The sequence below is a fragment of the uncultured Roseivirga sp. genome (genome assembly GCF_963973945.1).
Taxonomy (GTDB): domain Bacteria; phylum Bacteroidota; class Bacteroidia; order Cytophagales; family Cyclobacteriaceae; genus Roseivirga.
Window position 1 is genome coordinate 204,367 of the sequence record NZ_CAXBBV010000007.1, and the last position, 17,913, is coordinate 222,279.

Here is a 17,913-nt window from a genome sequence, read left to right on the forward strand (position 1 = left end):
ATAATGACATATGGAATTGTTTAATATTCTATATTTATAGAATCAACCGAATCTAAAACCAAAACCATGGAACCACAAAAACCATCTACTGACATTCCAGTACCTCAAAACGAAACCCTCAAAGGCTCAATTTATCACGAATGCCGCATAATGCTTGACTACGTTTTAAAAAACGGCAAGCAAGTCGATGTACAACAGGTAGCACCGCTTGAACAAGATGAAAAGACTTTGGATAGCGCCACGCTAATAGGAGTCTATAACTATTTGGCAGAACAGGTAAAGCCCGCATTGCCAGGAACTTTAATTTTGTTTGCTAAGAATAAAGCCTCAATCAACCGCTTTAAGTTTTTAGGTCCTTTGCCCATTGTGCGGCAATTTATGGCACTCTGCATAATTTCTTTGGTGGCGCTAATTGCTACTAGCCTTTCAGGAACAGTCAACATCAACGACATCCAAATGAGTATGCTACAAGGTGCGGGCTGGAGTCAGGCCATGAGGTTCTTGTTTTTAATGTCTGCGGCAAGTGTGGGAGCTGGCTTTTACGCACTGTTTGAAATGAACAATTACATCAGCGCTGGTACATTCGACACCAAGTATTCATCTACTTACTGGTCTAGGTATGTATTGGGAATTGTAGCTGGTATTCTTCTTTCAGAATTGTTTGTAGTGTTTATTGGACCAAATGAACAAACTAAGGATTCTACTATGGCATTAGATTCAGCTACATATTTACTAAAACCAATTTTAGCCATTCTAGGTGGGTTTTCAGCCAGTTTGGTATATCGAATTTTAAATCGATTGATTTCTGCTGTCGAATCAATTTTTACAGGTTCAGCCAATCAAATGATTGCTCAAAAACAGCAAGAATTCGATTTGCAAAATCAGGCCAATGAGCAACAGCTTAAAACAACTTCGGCACAAAATCTTTTGGCCTTGAAAGCTACTTTGATAGCGAATAAAGTGCCTCAAAGTGTTTTAGATCAGGTAGATACAGCTTTAGGGCAAATTATAACAGTGCCGCCAAGCGCTACACCTTCATCAGTTGCACCAGCACCTGCCAAGTAATTAAACTCAAAATTGACTGGTCAATGTAAAATGAGATCACTCGAAAGGGTGATCTCATTTTTTTTGAATCATTTTCCAATCTCATGCAACCCCTCTTTCTAGTAGGCAGTCTTTCGTGAAACTCAAACAACATACATGATGAAAACACTTAAAATCACAATCTTGGCTTTTTTAGCCTTAGTATTCACTACAGTGGCTTATGGCCAAGAAAGAATCACAAAAACTTTTTCTGGAATTGAAAACGTAAACCTTTCGACTGCTTCTGGAAACGGAACGATCAAGAGAAGCAACAATAGCGAAGTTACCGTTACCGTGGAATACACTTTTGATGAAGATATTTATAAGCCCATCTTCGAGCAAAACGGATCTACTTTAAGAGTTGAAGAAAAATTTGAAAGAAGCCGTTGGAACAGAGGTTATGCCAGATGGACTTTAGAGGTTCCAAACGGAGTTGACTTGAATTTCAAAACTGGTTCAGGAAACATTGAAGTTTCGGGAGTAAATATTAACGTGGTTGCTAAGTCAGGTTCTGGCAATATATACATCAGAGATTTGGAAGGCACGGTGTCTTCAAACACGGGATCGGGAAATCTTGAATTTTCAAGCTTAAAAGGTACTCATAACGGAAGTACGGGTTCTGGAAATATTAGAATTGACAGGTCAGAAGGAGATTCGGACATGAGCACAGGCTCTGGTAATGTAAGAGCAAGAGATATTTCAGGTGCTTTTAAAATGAGTTCAGGCAGTGGAAACGTGGTTGTAGAAGAAGCCACTATCAAAGGCGCATCTCGCTTTAGCACAGGCTCAGGCAATGTAGATGTAGAGCTTTCATCAGCTTTAGATTATGATTTAAACCTTGGTACAGGTTCAGGAAATGCTACACTGGATTTCAACGGTAGTCAAATTGCAGGTGAATTTATTATGGAAGCTTCTTCTAAAAACAGCATTCAAGCACCATTTGACTTCGATAGAACTTCAGAAAAAGGAAGACGCTATGTGAAAGAGGCAAAAGTGGGAAGCAAAAGTATATTGGTTAAAATCAGCTCAGGTTCAGGTAGAGCCGTGGTGAGAGATTAAAGTTTTAATGCAGTGTAACGATCTGTAAACTTTTAAGTCTCTTTAATAACATCACCACAAAACAACGGTCAAATGCTTAAAAATTTTATTCTGGTTACCCTGCGCAGTTTGCGCAGGAATAGCCTCTATTCGGTCATCAATATTTCAGGTCTGTCTATTGGTATTGCTTGTAGTATTCTCATTTTACTATGGGTGCAGAATCAGACCTCATTCAATAAGTTTATTCCAAAGGCTGATCGTCTATACCAAGTTTGGGTCAATGCTGATTTCAATGGAACTATAAATAGTTGGAACTCGGTGCCATTGCCTACTTACGAGGCTATGAAAAATGCAGACGCCAATATTGTTAATTCGGCAGTCTCGGGCTGGGGTGGAAATAGGCTTTTAACAGTGGGCGAAACTCGCATAATGCAGCGTGGCTATTTCGCTAGTAGTGAATTTCTAGAAATGTTCGAATTCCCTATGGTCATGGGTGATCGAACTGAAGTTTTAGCTGAGCCTGCTTCCATTGTCATCTCAGAAAAATTATCGGACTTACTTTTTAAGGGTGCAGACCCGATAGGAGAATTAGTTCGATTGGACGATGCCAGTACAGTAAAGGTAACTGGTGTTTTCAAGAATGTTCCTCAAAACTCTTCCTTCCAATTCGATTACATTATTCCATGGAAACACAGAGAAGCTATAGAGGAATGGGTGAGGAATAATACAACCAACTGGGGGAATTACTCTTTTCAAGTATATGTAGAACTGACAGACGCTGCTTCTGAAGATAAAGTGGAGGCCAGTATTAAAGACATTCTCACCGAAAATGGACAAGATGATATGCCTCGAGCGTTCTTTCTTCACCCAATGTTGCGCTGGAGGTTACATACGAGTTTCGAGAATGGTAAGGAATCGGGTGGGATGCACGAATACGTGACTTTGTTTACGGTGATCGCGTTATTCATCATTATTATCGCTTGCATTAATTTTATGAATTTGGCTACTGCTCGTTCCGAAAGGAGAGCAAAAGAAGTTGGGGTTAGAAAAAGCTTAGGTTCTTCTCGCACTCAACTTATCCTTCAGTTTTATGGCGAATCGCTTATTATTTCTCTCATTTCGTTTATTCTGGCTATTTTCTTAGTACAATTGGTGTTGCCGGCTTATAATAATTTGGTTGACTTAAAACTGGCGATTGACTTTTCATCACCAGAATTTTGGCTTTTTGCTTTGGGAATTATTGTTCTCACTGGCGTTATCTCTGGAAGTTATCCGTCACTTTACCTGTCTTCTTTCAACCCTGTTAAAACCTTAAAAGGGAAGGTGAATATTGGGAAGAATGCCAATACACCGCGTAAAGTACTCGTGATGCTTCAATTTGGCTTTGCGGTAATTTTGGTAATCAGTACTATAGTAATTGTTAAACAAATTGATTTAGCCAAGAATAGAGATTTGGGCTACAGTCAAGAGGGACTTATTACTGTACCTTATACCGATGCCCTAGCAGAAAATTACGATGTACTGAAAAATGATTTGTTGGCCTCTGGAGTAGTAGAGTCTATGACACGCTCAAATAGTGATGTAACAAGTATCAATTCAAACAACTTTTTAGGTTGGCCGGGGAAACCAGAAAGTCAAAAGGTAATTTTCGTGACTATAGCTACAGAATATGATTATGCCAAAACTATCGGTGCCGAAATGCTTTATGGTAGAGACTTCTCAAAGGAGTTTGTTTCAGACTCAAGCGCCATTGTAATCAATAAAGCCGCACTTGATTTAATGGAACTTGAAGACCCAATCGGCACTCAATTGGATTTATGGGGAGGTAAAAGAACCTTGATTGGAGTAATCGATAACGTATTAATGGGTTCACCTTATGATGAAGTGAGGCCAATGTTCATGGTGATGGATCCGGAATGGATTAACGCCATCACAGTTCGGTTGGGTGCTACTAATGATTTGATAGGAACGATGAATACGGTACAGGAAATTTTTGAAAAGCATAATCCTGCTTATCCTTTCGAATCTCGTTTTGTAGATGTGGACTTTGAAAAGAAGTATACGGAAATCAACCTTACAAGAGAACTTTCAATGCTTTTTGCAGGCCTCACCATCTTTATCACAGGTCTTGGCCTTTTTGGCTTGGCTTCATATACTGCCGAACAGCGGATTAAAGAAATAGGAATAAGAAAAGTGTTAGGTGCTTCGGTGGGTAATTTGGTTGGGCTGATGTCCATCGACTTTGCCAAACTTGTGCTTATTGCTTTTGCTGTAGCGGCTCCTGTTGCTTATTTTTTGCTCGATAGTTATTTACAGCGCTATCCAATTCGTACTTCAATTGATTGGTGGGTTTTTGTAGTGACAGGGGTTGTGGCATTGCTTTTCGCTTTAGTCGTAGTAATGAACCAAGCTCGAAGAGCAGCAATAGCCAATCCTGTTAAGTCTTTGAGAAGCGAGTAAACTAATGAAACAATGAGGTAAGGAAATAATGAATTAGTGTTAGAATGAGAAAATGAATGAAGGAGTGGGATAGGTTGTTTTACCGAGTCGGCTTCTTCATTAATTCATTTATCCCTTAATTCATTATTTCCTTAGCCTATTAATTCATTCTTCCCCTAATCATTATTTCATTAACTTCTTAGTTCCCTATTTCATTTATTCCTGTATCCAATATTGTCTACCGCAATAACGCCTTTGGACGATTGATCGAAAACCAGCCTTAAGCTGCTCCATTCAAAATTACCGAGGTTGGAAAAGTCAGAGAAAGGAATTTCGAAAGTTTCCATGGCCAGTTCCCAATTGTTACCAAAACTGCCGTTCATTGCCTTAAACTTCATGTACTTGACCTTAATCTTTGGCGCTATTTTTTTATGTTCCGAAAGGGTAGTAGAAACTACATCTCCATTTTGGCTGAAAAGCTCTATGGTGAAATTCAGTTCATCATTATCTTCCATTTTGATTTGACTGTCATCGGCCCTGGCAAATGAGAATAGTAAAGTGGAAGTAGAGTCAAGTGAGACTGGTTCGTTGAAGCTTAGGGTATAACTCTTTTCAACAGTAGAAGAATCATTGTTCCAACCAATAATGGCTGCGTTGGTGCCCTGCAAACCATTGTCTCGCATTTTCAAATCTTGCTCGTACCAAACGTCTAAGTTTTGAGCAGAAATAGTGGCTGCATCACTTTTGGTAGTAGTAACAATTATGTCCTCTTCATAATCAACCAAGATATGATTTTCCAAAGCTTGAAAATTGTTGACGTAAACGACTTCGGGCAGCCAGTCTTTCGCGACAGCGCTATTGTTAAATAGAGACGCGTATTCAGTTTTTTGGTTGAAAACATATTCTGTGAATGCACCAATATAGGTTTTAGCGATTTGGCGCTGTTCTTCACCCGTAATGAGTGGTGCCGTATTCATAAACCAGCTGGAAGTCCCCCCAAAATCATGTCTTCCCCAAATGGAATTGAACTGTCCGTGGTTGGCCTGATTTGCATACAAACCCACTTTTATACGATGAATGGAATCCGTATAATTGATACGTTGGTACTGACGCAGCCCAAAGAAACTAGCTTCATCTGCGTCATAAGCCCCTTGAATTGAAAGAAAGTTGATGTTTTCTAAATCCAGCCTTCTGAAATAACGAGCATCGGTAGGGGCAATGGCAACAATGCCTTGAATGCCAAAATTGAAATCAAATTCAACCAAAGCGTTATCTGGGAAGTGACTCAGTTTGTTGAAAGCCGCGGCAATCGAAACTGCTTCTCCACCACGTGAATGTCCCATAAGTACGATGTTATCCATGTCGATTTTTTCGAAAAAGTCAGAAGCCTCATCATTGTTCCAATCTCTCCATTGGCTGAGGTGCTTCAAAAGCAACCATGCCCTGGCTGGCATTTCTCTTCCGCCAAAATCACCCGACCAGGTACCGTTGATGAAATTCTCGTCTACCGAAACCGTGATAAAACCTTTACTGGCCAATAATTCACCCAAATAAGCATAACCAGGGTCTGAGTAATGTTCCATGCCATGGTTTCCGTGAACAATTAAAACCAGAGGCAACTTGCCTTCCTTTTTCGGCATCCATGTGCGGCCATTGATGGGGAATTCCTTCATGCCAAAACCCCAATAACGTTCTCTCCATTTTGCTTTCTTCCCTTTCCACTCTGGAATAATGAGCGAAGCATCAACCGTTTCTGTTTTGTATTTTACTTCTTCCGCATATTCTGGCCTGCGCTCATCTGTTCCGTTTCCGTAAGTGAAGTAGTCGAAATCATAAGTGCCATTTTCTCCTGGGTTGTTAATTCCCATTTCTGAAAGTAGAGGAACTTCAGTTTGCTCAAAGTCTAAAGGGTACGGGTTCGACCCTTCGTCCATTAATAAGTAGACAGGATAGGCAATACTGGCCAGAGCAATAATCACGAATAGGCTATAAAGACCTTTGTTATGGTTGCCTCGAATGAGGTTCATTAACGAACCCGCCAAAAGCACCATGGCGAAAATGGCAATGATTAGTGAGTTTTGCACTAAAGCCCCTGGCCAGCTAAAACGCATGTAATCGGCCAAGTGGAAAGTAAGCAGGGTGGCTATGATCAGAGAAACGGCAATTGTAGGAATTCCCTTTACCACCAAGTGTAATGCAGATCCCACCCATCGAAAAAGATAGAATCCCAAAACACCAGCAATGATATAGACTGGGATTTGCAGGTAAGGCGAAATTCCACTTCTGAAAAATAGTCCTCCAATAACCATGAAAGACAATGAGAGCAGGAGCAGTCCGTAGAATGCGCCTTTAATAAAAAGTTGGGTTTGAGATAAATTTGAGCCTTTTGGTAATTTATTTACTGACCGTAATCGATTGAAGAAGGATGCCATTCGCTAAATTTTATAGTCTAAGGTTGTCGCGTTCAGAGTTAAGCAAATGAAAAAATAAGCTTAGAACGAACTTAGGACTTAATATAAGTGATTGACTTTATTGCGCTTAGCAAAAAGCTGTAAGCGGTACTGGCAGATGAAGTTTTAACCGTTTGAGGTCAATTTAATATCATGACTCAAATCTTGAAGCAATTGAACCTTACTTTCAAAAACTTCAACCTTACTTAAAAGTACATCCACTTCCATGCTGCAGGCAATTTCAAAGGTCTGGTTAGTGATTTCTAAATCCAGCTCTTTAACCAAGCGTTGCACCTCGTTCATTTCTTCATAAGGAAAATCAAGGGTGAAACTTTGGGTGATGGGTTTTTCGATGATTTCATTTAGATCGAGTGCTTCGGCAGTAGCTATTTTATAAGCGCTGATCAAACCGCTAACTCCCAATTTGGTGCCGCCAAAGTAGCGAACTACCACCACCAAGGTATTGGTAAGCTCCTTCGATTTTATTTGTCCAAGAATGGGGTCTCCAGCCGAATGGTTCGGTTCTCCATCGTCATTGGCGCGGTAATGTTCTCCATTTACACCATATATATAGGCATAACAATGGTGTCGTGCATCGTAATACTGTTTGCGGAGGGCTTCTAAGTTTTCCTTCACTTCTTCCTCGTTTCGAACGGGAAAAGCAAAAGCCAAGAATTTGCTGCCTTTTTCCTTATAAAGCGCTTCTGAAGTTTTCGAAATAGTTTTGTAATAGTCGGCACTCATGCCCAAAACTAGCAATAGATTTTTGGTCTGCTTTACAAAGTGGTTAAAAAGAGAGTTTGAGCTTAAGAAATCTAGTTCAGGCTAAACTCGTCTCCGTCTAAATAAATACTCAAATTGATATCCTTTGCACCCAGCTTTACACCTTGTAGTTGAACAGCTTGACCTTGTGCATCAAAAACCAATACTTGAGATAAGCCAACTACTTTTACTTTGTCTCCTGAAACCACAATGGCTGTGGATTCATCAATGCCAATACATTTAAGATTCGGGTTTTCCATAGTCAAACTCAGTAAGCGATTAAAGCGACTCCGCACAACAAAGTGCTGATCTATAATAGCATTTTTAATAAAGCCGAGCCCATCAGCCAAATCAGTATTTCCCTGCTCTATTACTTTGAATCCACTATCATCAGGGCGCAGAAGTTGCGTACCTGTAATCATTTTTTCGCTCATCACGGCTGCCCCCGCACTGGTGCCAGCAATCATGTTTCCCTTGTTAAAGCTTTCCCAAATGGCTTTTTCTATTTCCGTATTGGCCACTACACCCATAAAACGGTTTTGACTTCCACCAGGAATGTAGATCAACTTTGCGTTCCGAACGGAATCTAATTGTGCTTCGGTAGGTGTTTCGCCTTCAATAAAGTTTATGGCGCCTACAGCCGAAATTCCGTTGTCCGTAAATTGCTTTTTCCCTGATTCAATAGCGCGGTCGGGCAATGTGGTAGCCATGGGCAAAACCAAAACATAACCACCTTCGCGAAGCCCCGATTCGTCAATCATGCTATTGATAAGGGAAGCAGGTCGAGAGCCGCCACCTATAATGAAGAGCTTTCCACCAGAGTATGTGGTTTCAGGTTTAGAGGCCGTCTCCGTTTTAGAACAGGCTCCTAGGGCAATAATGAATAAACCAAAGAATAATATTGAGTAAGCTTTTTTCATAAGAATGAAAGGTAGAATCAACCTAGCTGCATAACAATCAATCCTTTACCAACGGTGCGCACGTTTTGATTCAAAAATGACAAAATGGTTTTCAAACCTAAAGGTATTCTAGTGACTAAAGAGTTTTTACTTAATTAGCTTAGAACTAAATGAGTGATTAGTCAACGTTTTTGAAAAAAAAGATAAATAGTATGTATTTATAATATATATTTATTAAACTTGAATAGTATAAATTATTTTCAACTTAAATGTTAAAATGGTATGAAAAGACTAATTATTGTTTCTTTCTTATTTATCCTAACTCTAGCTGTAAGCTTTGAAGCTAAATCACAAGTGATATCACCTCTTGTTTTGGATGCAATCGAGTATTGGTTCGTTGGCTGTGTCAATGGTGGTGAAGGATCTGGGGGGTGTTCTATATCTGTTTCAGTCGGTGGAGGGGGTATGGTGTTAGGAACCGGAGGTAATGGGTCGGTAAGTATAACACATTCTGTTTCTGGTTGTGGAGATGGGTATTATGCTTGTTGCAATTTGCTTGGAGCTAAATGCAATGCTGAGCAGTGATTATCCTAATGACTGCGAGAGGAGGTAGATTGCCACTATTTTTGGTATTTTTTGGGTTTATTATAACCCTTCTTATTATACCAATTAATTCCTATGCCCAGAGTTCAGGGACACTATCTATTAGTTTTTCAAACTCTGGGTCTATTAAGGGAGCTTCAGACGGTGTAAGAATGTTGGAATATAGTAATTACAAACTTATAGATATTCTGGATAAAGTGTATGACGGATATTTTTATGAAGTTGATTCAGACTCATTAAGGGTTAGGGGCTTTGACTTCCGGTGGGAAGGTTCTCTTTCGGATCGAAAAGGATTGATTGAGGATATAAACTATATGTTAGCTCTAAACCTTGGAGTTAAAGTAGAGATGGTTAAAGACAGCCCAGATGTTTATTCTTTGTCTTATAATGGGAAGTCAGGCTGTAATAATAATACAGGTAGCTCGATTATGAAATTGAATCGAATGTGGAAGGGAAGATGTGTCTCCCTGTCTCAAGTAGCCGAGCAAATGGAACAATGGTATGATATAAAGACAGAGGTTCATGATGATATAGTATTACCTCAGATTGAATTACACCATGATGACTTGAAGATTTTCCTGCTCTATCTGAAAAAATCTAATATTCATATTGAGGTTAAAAAAACATCAAAAGTTAAATTTATTTATAGATGAGATTTACTTTTAAATTATTTGTACTTCTATACTTGTTCAGTATGTTATCATGTAGTGGCAATAATGATTTGTCTAGTGGATATAATGAGGTATCGATAATCGAAACTAATACTGAGTCACTTTTATCTAAAGTTTTTAACATAAATGATGTTGCGTTTCTAAATCTAGGAGACTACTCAAACTCGGTGAGGGTACCTAAGAAGGTATTAAAATGGGGAGATTACATTGTTTATCAATCGCTTGAACCAAATAATATGGGGCAAGGTAATTTGCTGATTCTTAATTCGAACCTAGAGGTTGTGAAGGAAATGAAACCCTCTTCTAGTGCACCAGGAGAATTTAAGGAGTTGACAGATTTTTTTATCTGGGAAGATTATTTGTATATATATGATTTTCAATCACAGAAATTTATGGTTTTTGATAAAAAACTTAATGCCTATAGAGAGGTAAGGTCTGGCTTTTACTTTTACAATATAGTGGCAACGGAGTCTATGATTGTGGCCTATGCGAACAAAAAAATACAATTTGTCGAGAACGTTAAATATCCATACGATATTATGATTTTAGATGAGGAGTTAAAACCAAAAAAGTATCTTCGAAAAATTGATGAAAGTCAAATAACTGGTACAGTGTTAAATTCAGATCGTAGTCTCATTTCTGGATCAGATGAAGTTTATTTTACACCTTTTTGGAGTGATTCTATGCATCAAATTTTACCAGATAAAATGGTTTCATCCTTTGTTTTTGAATACCAAAATCCCCTGCCTGAAGGTGTAAAAAGACTTGGGCATGTTGAGCTTTTGCAGGGTATTATGGGAAACAAATATAGTGCTTACGAGAAGGGGGCGTCACCCACTTTTGTCTCTAAATCGCAAATTCTATTCTCTTTTGGATCGGAAGATAGGTTGAAGTATGGGGTTTACGATAGGAGTAAAGGTAGTTCTATTGTTTTTGATGACTATCGCTATTCACTTGGTGAACAACTGTTGAGACCTCAATATTTGGATAATGGTCTTTATGTCAGTTTTATGTACCCTTATGAGTTAAGAGGTTATTTAAATTCAGGCCTAATAAATGAAGCGAGTCTAGAAAGTTATTTTTTATCTGAACTTGAAAAGGAAGAGCAGGATGGCAGGCTGATTAGGGTTAGATATAGCCTGAATTTAAACTAAAGGTTAGGTTCAGTACTGTGTTATAGCCATCCAGTGAATTGATCCCTGTCTTTGCTTCTCTCAACACAGTAAACAGAAAAGTAATTAGCACCATTCGGACTCAGTTTTGTCTTCAATTTTCTTCCAAAGCGGTTGACCTCAATTTCTATATTATTTTCGCTTTTGAATAAATCGGGACTGTAATTCAAAACTTCATCTTTCAAACTCAGTAGCTGCTCTGCTGGAGAGTTTGCCGCAATAGCATCAATAAAATACCGGCCTTCTTGTTCTGCTAGCTTCAATCCGTAGATTTTTTCCTCTAGCTTTTTAGCAGGTTTTACATTGAAACTCAAACTAAATTGAGGAAGCAATTCCTTCAATTCCTTTTCAAGAGGGGAGGTGCCAGAAACGTAATTCTCAAAGTAATCCTGAAGAGAGTGTCCGTAAACTTCCTCACATACATTTTGGTAATCTTGGTAAGTATATCCGGCCTGGTTCTTCCCAAACCTTTGCCACATCAAGCGCATTACATCATCCAAACTCCTTTGGTGTCCGGAACGCAATCGAATCTTCAAGTCGAGAATCAAAGCCAATAAAGCACCTTCATTATATATAGATACCTTTCTTCCGGGCACGCCTTTCTCATAACCGTCTAGCCATAAGTCGAACGATGAACTTGCTACAGACATGTTGTTTCTGCCTTCGTTGAGGTAATGACGTTCTAGTAGTTTATTCAGCTCTCCAAGGTATTCTTCAAGACTAAAAACACCACTTCGCTTTAAAAATAGGTCACCGTAGTAGGTAGTGACGCCTTCGGTGACAAAACCAGTTTCATGGTAATTCTCATGCTGAAAATCGTAAGGCGTCATTTCTTTAGGTCGAAGCCTAATCACATTCCAAGTGTGGAACAGTTCATGGCTACTTACGCCTAGAAACTCTTTATAAAGAGGTCGTTCTTTTAATTCTTTAGCAGGACCAATCGTAATTACGGTGGAGTTCCAGTGCTCAACTCCGTGGTAGTGTTTGTAGGGCAAACACTGGTAAATAAAATGGTAATCTGGTGACGGGAATTCGCCCATAACTTCAATTTGAAGTTCGGTGAACTTGCGGAAGTCCCGAATCACTTCACCATCGGTTCTTGGCAACTCTCCAATAATCCATAAATAGAAAGTGCTCGAAGAAACTTGGTATTCAATTTTTCTAATTTTTTTGGCTGCCACCAGTGGGCTGTCCACTAAATGATAGAAGCTGTCTGTCTCAAATTTCTGAACCCCTGTTTGAGTCAAGCCCGTAGCAAATAGGTAATCCACGGGTACATGAATTTCCACTTCGCATTTGTCATTCAATCGACCTTCAGCATAAACCAAACAATTGATAAAGTTCAGGTAAAGTTGCTCATCGTCAAGCCACGAATTACCCGCATCCATCTGAAATGCATAATAGCTGTATTTAACTTCAACTGTTTTAGAAGAGCCTACCTTAACACTCCATTGGTCTTTTGTTACTTTCTCGCAGCTTAACTCAATACCATTTTCATCAAAAGCTGTTAGGTTGAGGACGTGCTTCGCGAAGTTTTGCATCGTATAGCGCCCCGGTCGCCATGAGGGTAGGGATAGATTCAGTTCTTCACTGTTGACCTCACTCAGTTTGAGTTTAATGTCAATGATATGCTTGTTAGGGTTGGTGTAGGAGATTGAATATTGCATGCTCGAAATATAGAATACAGCTTTATAATATCAATTTGAACTTAGGTTTACTTTACCAAAGCAGTGTTAATTAAAGCAGAATCACTACTTTTGCCCCTTGTGAAGCGAATTAGCGTTAATGTCAAACAATTTAAAACTGGCGTTGGCAAATCAAAAAAAGCTACCTATCTTTGCATTCCTTTTTGGAACAGATCAAAAGAATTTAAAATATAATGAAAAGAACATTCCAACCTTCGCAGAGAAAAAGAAAGAATAAGCACGGCTTCAGAGCAAGAATGGAATCGGCTAATGGTAGACGCGTTTTAGCAAGCAGAAGAGCTAAAGGCAGACATAAGCTGACTGTTTCTGACGAGAAAAAAGGCAAGAAGTAATCTTCTCCTAGGTTGAGGTTTTGTTCATTTAGAACCTCTAAGTCATAGAAACTACCCAATTGACATACAATTTCCCGAAAGAGGAAAGATTGCATAGCAAGAAACTAATTCAGGAGCTTTTTGAAAAAGGCTCCTCTTTTTATTTGTATCCCTTTAAGGTAATGTGCTTGCCTTATGAGGTAGAACCTACAGAAAAACCTGTCAATCAATTTTTGGTTTCCGTGACCAAAAGAAAATTCAAGAAAGCGGTTGATAGAAACTTGATCAAAAGGAGGATAAAAGAGGCCTATCGTTTAAATAAAAACCTTCTTTTAAAGATTGAAAACCAACCAACCTCTTCGCTACTTATTGGTCTGATATATACTGGCAAGGAAATTCATGATTCGAAAATGCTTGATTTCCGAATGAAGAAAGTACTCTCTCAGCTCTTGAAAGCCGACATTTAGTGCTGTAAACTCCCCAATAGTGTAGAGGTATCTACACAATGACCTCTGTTTTTTAGAAAGAATTAAGTGTTTTTGAGCCCCTAAGCGGCTTTTCTAGTATTGGTACGCTATTTTCTATATAGTAATCGAAAATCAATTACACTTAACTTAAATTTTTAGAACATGAACAATACAGCGAAAATAGTAACCGGAGTAATAGCAGGAGCGGCAGCAGGACTTATAACAGGTGTTTTATTAGCCCCAGATAGTGGTAAAAAAACCCGAAAAAAAATTGAAAAAGGAGCTAAAGAATTAGCATCATCTGCAAGCGATGCAATTTCTGAAAAAATGGGTCAGGCGAAAGAAAAGTACAATGAAACTTTAGAAACAGCTAAGGGAAAGTATAACTCTTCTCTCGACATAGCCGCAGAAAAAACGAAAAATGGCGTTGACAAAGCTAGTAAAGCGCTTCACGCTTAATCAGTTGAATCAAAATAGAAAATCACTATACAAAACTCTTGCCGTTCGCGAGGGTTTTTTTATGCTTTCTTGTCACTAAACCATATATTGAGGCATTCTGCCGAATGAATAATTAGTACAAACAAGACTAGCATTCCTTCGTTGTAATGCAAATCAATAAACAAACTATGGTAAAGGGTAAATTGAAAAAACGATATCTAGTACTCCTAGGAGTTATGGCTTTTGGCCTGTGGTCGTTTACAGCACCTCAAAACGATAAGTATTTCGAGATTCTTAAGAACCTCGACATTTTCGCCACCATGTTTAAGGAGGTGAATGCCAAGTATGTGGATGATATCAATCCAAATACCTTCATGCGAAACGGTATTGATGGCATGTTATCGAAGTTGGACCCTTATACTAATTACTATTCGGAAGATGAGATAGAAGATGTACGAACCGAAAATACAGGAGAGTATGGCGGTATAGGTGCGCAGGTGGCTCTACTAGATGGCAAAGTAATGATCATAATGCCAGACAAAGGGTTTTCTGCAGATAAAGCAGGCTTAAAACGAGGCGATGAAATTGTAACCATTGATGGACTAGATGTAAAAGGTAAGTTCGACAGAGCAAGTGAGTACATCAAAGGACAAGCTTCAAAGAAAGTGAAAATCGAAGTGCTGCGTCCTAATGTTGGTAAGCTAGATTTTACGGTGAACTTAGAAAAAATCGACTTACCAAATGTCCCTTATTTTGGAATGGTCAGTGCCGATGTTGGGCTTATTAAACAAACAGGCTTTACGCCAGATGCATCAAAAGAAGTGAAGTCTGCTTTGCGAGAACTGAAAAAGCAAGGAGCTACAAAGATCATTCTGGACCTACGAGGCAATCCCGGAGGTCTGCTGAGCGAAGCCGTAAATATTTCAAATATCTTCATTCCAAAAGGCGAGTTAGTAGTAACTACTAAGGGAAAGCTTGAAGAAACTAATTCAACTTATAAAACACTAAATACATCAACCGATGAAGAAATTCCTTTGGTAGTTTTAACCTCAAGCATGAGTGCCTCAGCAGCCGAAATTGTTGCAGGAGTAATGCAAGATTACGATAGAGGAGTAGTCATTGGGCAGAAATCTTACGGAAAAGGTCTTGTTCAGCAAACATTACCGCTCTCATATAATTCTCAAATGAAAGTTACAATTGCTAAATACTATACCCCAAGCGGCAGGTGTATTCAGGCCCTTGATTATACCCATAGAAATGAAGATGGAAGTGTAGGCAAAGTGGCCGATTCTTTGAAAACCCTTTTTAAAACAAGAAATGGGAGGCCAGTATTTGATGGTGGAGGAATAGACCCTGATTTTTTAGTAACTAAAAAAGGCTATGCTCCAGTCACAAAAGGTATTCTTTCAGAAAGTCTTTTGATTAAATTTGGGAACGAGTATGCAGTAAAAATTGATTCAATTACTAGCATTAAGGAGTTTCAGATTACAGATCAGATTTTCAATGACTTTAAAGTTTGGGCAGCTAGCCAAGAGTTCGACTACTCAAGCCCTTTAGAAATTCAATTACAAAAGCTAAAAGAAATAGCAGAAGAAACAGGAGGGTTGAAAAATATCAGTGCTGAGTTTTCAGCTTTAGAAGCAAAACTTTCTCATAGCAAATCAAATGACATTGAACAGGCCAAGGAAGAAATCAAGGAATTATTGAAAGAAGAATTTGTAATGAGAACCTATTTGGAAGAAGGTCGCCTTCAAGCTTCATTCGAAAAAGATAAAGACCTTAGCAAAGCACTCGAATTGCTTTCAGATCAAAGCTTATATGAAAAAACTTTGGCTGGAAACTGATCTTAAAACCAAATTACCTCTTAACCCTTCCATTAAATGATTGAATTTATACTCCTATTTATCATGGGGTTGTTAGGCGGATTTTTGGCTGGCCTCATAGGAGTAGGCGGAGGGGTAATTTATATTCTCATTTTGCCATATGTTTTATTGAACATGGGCTATCCGGACACCGAAATTGTTCAGTTTACCATTGCCAATTCTTTGGTAGGAACCATGTTTGCAGCGCTATCTGGAAACGTAGCACTAATCATGAAGAAGGAATTCTTCTGGAAAGAAGTTTTAATAGTAGGCTTATTCGGAATATTCATCTCCCTGTTGGTTTTGCAATTCGTTGTTCAAACAGACTGGTATCAGCGCGATAAATTCAATGTAGTCATTATCCTGCTTATGTCATTTGTCGTATTCCGAACACTCAAAAGCAACCGTGCTTCTAATTTTGAAAGTGAAGAGAAGCAAGCAACAAAAGGGCAATTGGGAGTTGTTGGGGCTTTGGCAGGAAGTATATCAGCCCTATCAGGGCTTGGCGGAGGAGTAGTAATAATTCCCATTCTTAACTTGCGATTCAAGCAAAGCATGAGAAAAGCGAAGTCCATTTCTCTTGGCGTAATCTTTATTACCTCTATGGTAATGTCAATTTCTAATCTGTTAGCCAAACCAATGACTAACATTAACGGGCAGAACATTGGTTATGTAGTTTGGCCTTTGGTGCTCGTTCTGTCTTTAGGTGTAATAATTGGTTCTCCCTATGGAGTAAGAATTGCCAGAAAGCTTTCCAATCGAACCATCAGTTATATCTTTGTGTCGTTTTTAGGAGTAGTGATTATCGATAAGTTAATCCAACTTCTCTCTTAAAAAGCACTTTATAGTCACTTTATTTAATAATCCGTGCCGAAAATTTTAAGCATAGAAACGTCTACCACAGTGTGTTCAGTAGCAATAACTACCGATGGAAATACATTAGCCAGTCAAAAATTGTTTCTCGAAAAATCCCATTCCACTTTACTAACAGTGGTCATTGAGCAAATCATGAAACAAGTTGGGATAGAAATGGCAGAGTTAGATGCAATAGCTGTATCGAAAGGACCAGGTTCTTATACAGGATTAAGAATTGGAGTCTCAACCGCCAAAGGACTTTGTTATGCTTTAGATAAACCACTCATAGCAGTCAATACTTTGCACGCAATGGCCAACGAAGTTAACCTTCATAATCACAGCCAAGCTCTGCTCTGCCCTATGATTGACGCCAGAAGAATGGAGGTGTACACGGCTTTGTATGATGGAGAACTCAATGAGTTGAAGAAGGCTTCCGCTAAAATTCTAGAAGAAAACTCATTTGATGAAACGCTGAGCCTCAAACAAGTGTTGTTCTTCGGAAATGGTGCTGAAAAGTTCATCACTTTAAAGAAAGATGTGCCGAATGCTGTTTTTATAGATAGAATCACTCCTTCCGCATGGAGTGTTGGGCATTTGGCACATCAAGCATTTCTCAAAAGTAATTTTGAAGATGTAGCCTATATTGAGCCTTACTACTTGAAGGACTTTGTAGCGACCAAACCAAAAAAGATTTTATAATGGAAGAGAAGGGAATAATAAACCGCGTTGCAAATAGCCCAATAGTCACTATTGATCTAGAAGATTACTATCATAAAGGAGAGAGATTAAGCTACGATATTGCCCAACACCTTTATCAAGGGTTGATTTTAAAGGAGAAGGATTTCCGAGCTTTCGTGAAAGATCATGATTGGTCTCAATACAAAGAAAAGAATATCGCTTTGTTTTGTTCCGAAGATGCAATCGTTCCCACTTGGGCTTATATGCTACTAACAACAAGGCTTCAACCCTATGCAAATAAAGTTGTATTTGGAAGTATCGATGTGCTTGAATACGCACTTTTCAAAGAGTCGCTCTCCAAAATTGATTTAAAGAACCTAGAAAATCGCCCAGTAGTGGTTAAAGGTTGTGGTGATTTGCCAGTTCCAGAATCTGCTTTTGTTGAGTTGACGTTTTTACTTCAGCCCATTGTAAGGTCA

Annotated in this window: 17 protein-coding genes; 13 read left to right on the forward strand and 4 right to left on the reverse strand. The window is 38.9% G+C overall.

Annotated elements, in window-relative coordinates:
• Positions 1–66 precede the first annotated feature (66 nt).
• The 3 genes from AAC026_RS13330 (at position 67) to AAC026_RS13340 (ending at position 4,581) form a co-directional block, all read left to right on the forward strand.
• A complete protein-coding gene (locus AAC026_RS13330; protein ID WP_339606619.1) occupies positions 67–1,065 on the forward strand; it encodes a hypothetical protein in 999 nt (332 codons plus the stop codon).
• A 135-nt stretch (positions 1,066–1,200) separates the two neighbouring features.
• A complete protein-coding gene (locus tag AAC026_RS13335) occupies positions 1,201–2,142 on the forward strand; it encodes a DUF4097 family beta strand repeat-containing protein (protein ID WP_339698879.1) in 942 nt (313 codons plus the stop codon).
• Between the two features lie 72 nt (positions 2,143–2,214).
• Positions 2,215–4,581 (forward strand): ABC transporter permease, encoded by a 2,367-nt coding sequence (locus tag AAC026_RS13340; RefSeq protein ID WP_339698882.1) that lies wholly within the window; start codon positions 2,215–2,217, stop codon positions 4,579–4,581.
• Between the two features lie 191 nt (positions 4,582–4,772).
• Here the strand turns inward: AAC026_RS13340 and AAC026_RS13345 are convergent, their stop codons facing one another.
• From AAC026_RS13345 to AAC026_RS13355, 3 genes are all read right to left on the reverse strand, one after another.
• Positions 4,773–6,992 (reverse strand): hypothetical protein, encoded by a 2,220-nt coding sequence (locus AAC026_RS13345; RefSeq protein WP_339698885.1) that lies wholly within the window; start codon positions 6,990–6,992, stop codon positions 4,773–4,775.
• 144 nt (positions 6,993–7,136) lie between these two features.
• Positions 7,137–7,754: a YigZ family protein gene (locus AAC026_RS13350; RefSeq protein ID WP_339698887.1), complete on the reverse strand. Its 618-nt coding sequence runs from the start codon at positions 7,752–7,754 to the stop codon at positions 7,137–7,139.
• A gap of 71 nt (positions 7,755–7,825) precedes the next feature.
• Complete coding sequence (locus AAC026_RS13355) at positions 7,826–8,692, reverse strand: cyanophycinase (protein ID WP_339698889.1); 867 nt, start codon at positions 8,690–8,692, stop codon at positions 7,826–7,828.
• Positions 8,693–8,953: 261 nt separating this feature from the next.
• Between AAC026_RS13355 and AAC026_RS13360 the strand changes: the two genes are divergently transcribed.
• The 3 genes from AAC026_RS13360 to AAC026_RS13370 are packed head-to-tail and all read left to right on the forward strand — an operon-like array spanning position 8,954 to position 11,099.
• A complete protein-coding gene (locus AAC026_RS13360) occupies positions 8,954–9,256 on the forward strand; it encodes a hypothetical protein (protein ID WP_339698891.1) in 303 nt (100 codons plus the stop codon).
• Between the two features lie 8 nt (positions 9,257–9,264).
• Positions 9,265–9,927 (forward strand): hypothetical protein, encoded by a 663-nt coding sequence (locus AAC026_RS13365; RefSeq protein ID WP_339698893.1) that lies wholly within the window; start codon positions 9,265–9,267, stop codon positions 9,925–9,927.
• Positions 9,924–11,099 carry a hypothetical protein gene (locus AAC026_RS13370; RefSeq protein WP_339698895.1) on the forward strand — a complete coding sequence of 392 codons (1,176 nt, stop codon included), beginning with the start codon at positions 9,924–9,926 and terminating at the stop codon, positions 11,097–11,099. The genes AAC026_RS13365 and AAC026_RS13370 overlap by 4 nt, the downstream gene beginning before the upstream one ends.
• Before the next feature lie 20 nt (positions 11,100–11,119).
• Here AAC026_RS13370 and AAC026_RS13375 read toward each other — a convergent pair whose 3' ends face one another.
• Positions 11,120–12,784, reverse strand: a complete 1,665-nt coding sequence (locus AAC026_RS13375; RefSeq protein WP_339698898.1) for a M61 family peptidase — start codon at positions 12,782–12,784, stop codon at positions 11,120–11,122.
• Between the two features lie 212 nt (positions 12,785–12,996).
• Between AAC026_RS13375 and rpmH the strand changes: the two genes are divergently transcribed.
• From rpmH to AAC026_RS13410, 7 genes are all read left to right on the forward strand, one after another.
• Complete coding sequence (rpmH, locus tag AAC026_RS13380; protein WP_084362843.1) at positions 12,997–13,155, forward strand: 50S ribosomal protein L34; 159 nt, start codon at positions 12,997–12,999, stop codon at positions 13,153–13,155.
• A 59-nt stretch (positions 13,156–13,214) separates the two neighbouring features.
• Positions 13,215–13,601 carry a ribonuclease P protein component gene (gene rnpA, locus AAC026_RS13385; RefSeq protein ID WP_339698900.1) on the forward strand — a complete coding sequence of 129 codons (387 nt, stop codon included), beginning with the start codon at positions 13,215–13,217 and terminating at the stop codon, positions 13,599–13,601.
• A 162-nt stretch (positions 13,602–13,763) separates the two neighbouring features.
• Positions 13,764–14,060, forward strand: a complete 297-nt coding sequence (locus AAC026_RS13390) for a YtxH domain-containing protein (protein WP_339608796.1) — start codon at positions 13,764–13,766, stop codon at positions 14,058–14,060.
• 167 nt (positions 14,061–14,227) lie between these two features.
• Positions 14,228–15,883 carry a S41 family peptidase gene (locus tag AAC026_RS13395; RefSeq protein ID WP_339698903.1) on the forward strand — a complete coding sequence of 552 codons (1,656 nt, stop codon included), beginning with the start codon at positions 14,228–14,230 and terminating at the stop codon, positions 15,881–15,883.
• Between the two features lie 36 nt (positions 15,884–15,919).
• A complete protein-coding gene (locus tag AAC026_RS13400; protein ID WP_339698905.1) occupies positions 15,920–16,735 on the forward strand; it encodes a sulfite exporter TauE/SafE family protein in 816 nt (271 codons plus the stop codon).
• Positions 16,736–16,768: 33 nt separating this feature from the next.
• A complete protein-coding gene (tsaB, locus tag AAC026_RS13405; RefSeq protein WP_339698907.1) occupies positions 16,769–17,455 on the forward strand; it encodes a tRNA (adenosine(37)-N6)-threonylcarbamoyltransferase complex dimerization subunit type 1 TsaB in 687 nt (228 codons plus the stop codon).
• Positions 17,455–17,913: DUF2480 family protein (locus tag AAC026_RS13410; RefSeq protein WP_339698909.1), on the forward strand; the 459-nt coding region annotated here is incomplete at its 3' end. The genes tsaB and AAC026_RS13410, both read left to right, overlap by 1 nt.

Excerpts from the sequence above, each read along its gene's own strand:
- AAC026_RS13370 (WP_339698895.1), top strand. The coding sequence starts at position 9,924 with ATGAGATTTACTTTTAAATTATTTGTACTTCTATACTTGTTCAGTATG.
- AAC026_RS13340 (WP_339698882.1), top strand. The coding sequence starts at position 2,215 with ATGCTTAAAAATTTTATTCTGGTTACCCTGCGCAGTTTGCGCAGGAAT.
- AAC026_RS13390 (WP_339608796.1), top strand. The coding sequence starts at position 13,764 with ATGAACAATACAGCGAAAATAGTAACCGGAGTAATAGCAGGAGCGGCA.
- AAC026_RS13330 (WP_339606619.1), top strand. The coding sequence starts at position 67 with ATGGAACCACAAAAACCATCTACTGACATTCCAGTACCTCAAAACGAA.
- AAC026_RS13360 (WP_339698891.1), top strand. The coding sequence starts at position 8,954 with ATGAAAAGACTAATTATTGTTTCTTTCTTATTTATCCTAACTCTAGCT.
- AAC026_RS13395 (WP_339698903.1), top strand. The coding sequence starts at position 14,228 with ATGGTAAAGGGTAAATTGAAAAAACGATATCTAGTACTCCTAGGAGTT.
- AAC026_RS13345 (WP_339698885.1), bottom strand. The coding sequence starts at position 6,992 with ATGGCATCCTTCTTCAATCGATTACGGTCAGTAAATAAATTACCAAAA.
- AAC026_RS13375 (WP_339698898.1), bottom strand. The coding sequence starts at position 12,784 with ATGCAATATTCAATCTCCTACACCAACCCTAACAAGCATATCATTGAC.
- AAC026_RS13400 (WP_339698905.1), top strand. The coding sequence starts at position 15,920 with ATGATTGAATTTATACTCCTATTTATCATGGGGTTGTTAGGCGGATTT.
- AAC026_RS13335 (WP_339698879.1), top strand. The coding sequence starts at position 1,201 with ATGATGAAAACACTTAAAATCACAATCTTGGCTTTTTTAGCCTTAGTA.
- rpmH (WP_084362843.1), top strand. The coding sequence starts at position 12,997 with ATGAAAAGAACATTCCAACCTTCGCAGAGAAAAAGAAAGAATAAGCAC.
- AAC026_RS13365 (WP_339698893.1), top strand. The coding sequence starts at position 9,265 with ATGACTGCGAGAGGAGGTAGATTGCCACTATTTTTGGTATTTTTTGGG.
- AAC026_RS13350 (WP_339698887.1), bottom strand. The coding sequence starts at position 7,754 with ATGAGTGCCGACTATTACAAAACTATTTCGAAAACTTCAGAAGCGCTT.
- AAC026_RS13355 (WP_339698889.1), bottom strand. The coding sequence starts at position 8,692 with ATGAAAAAAGCTTACTCAATATTATTCTTTGGTTTATTCATTATTGCC.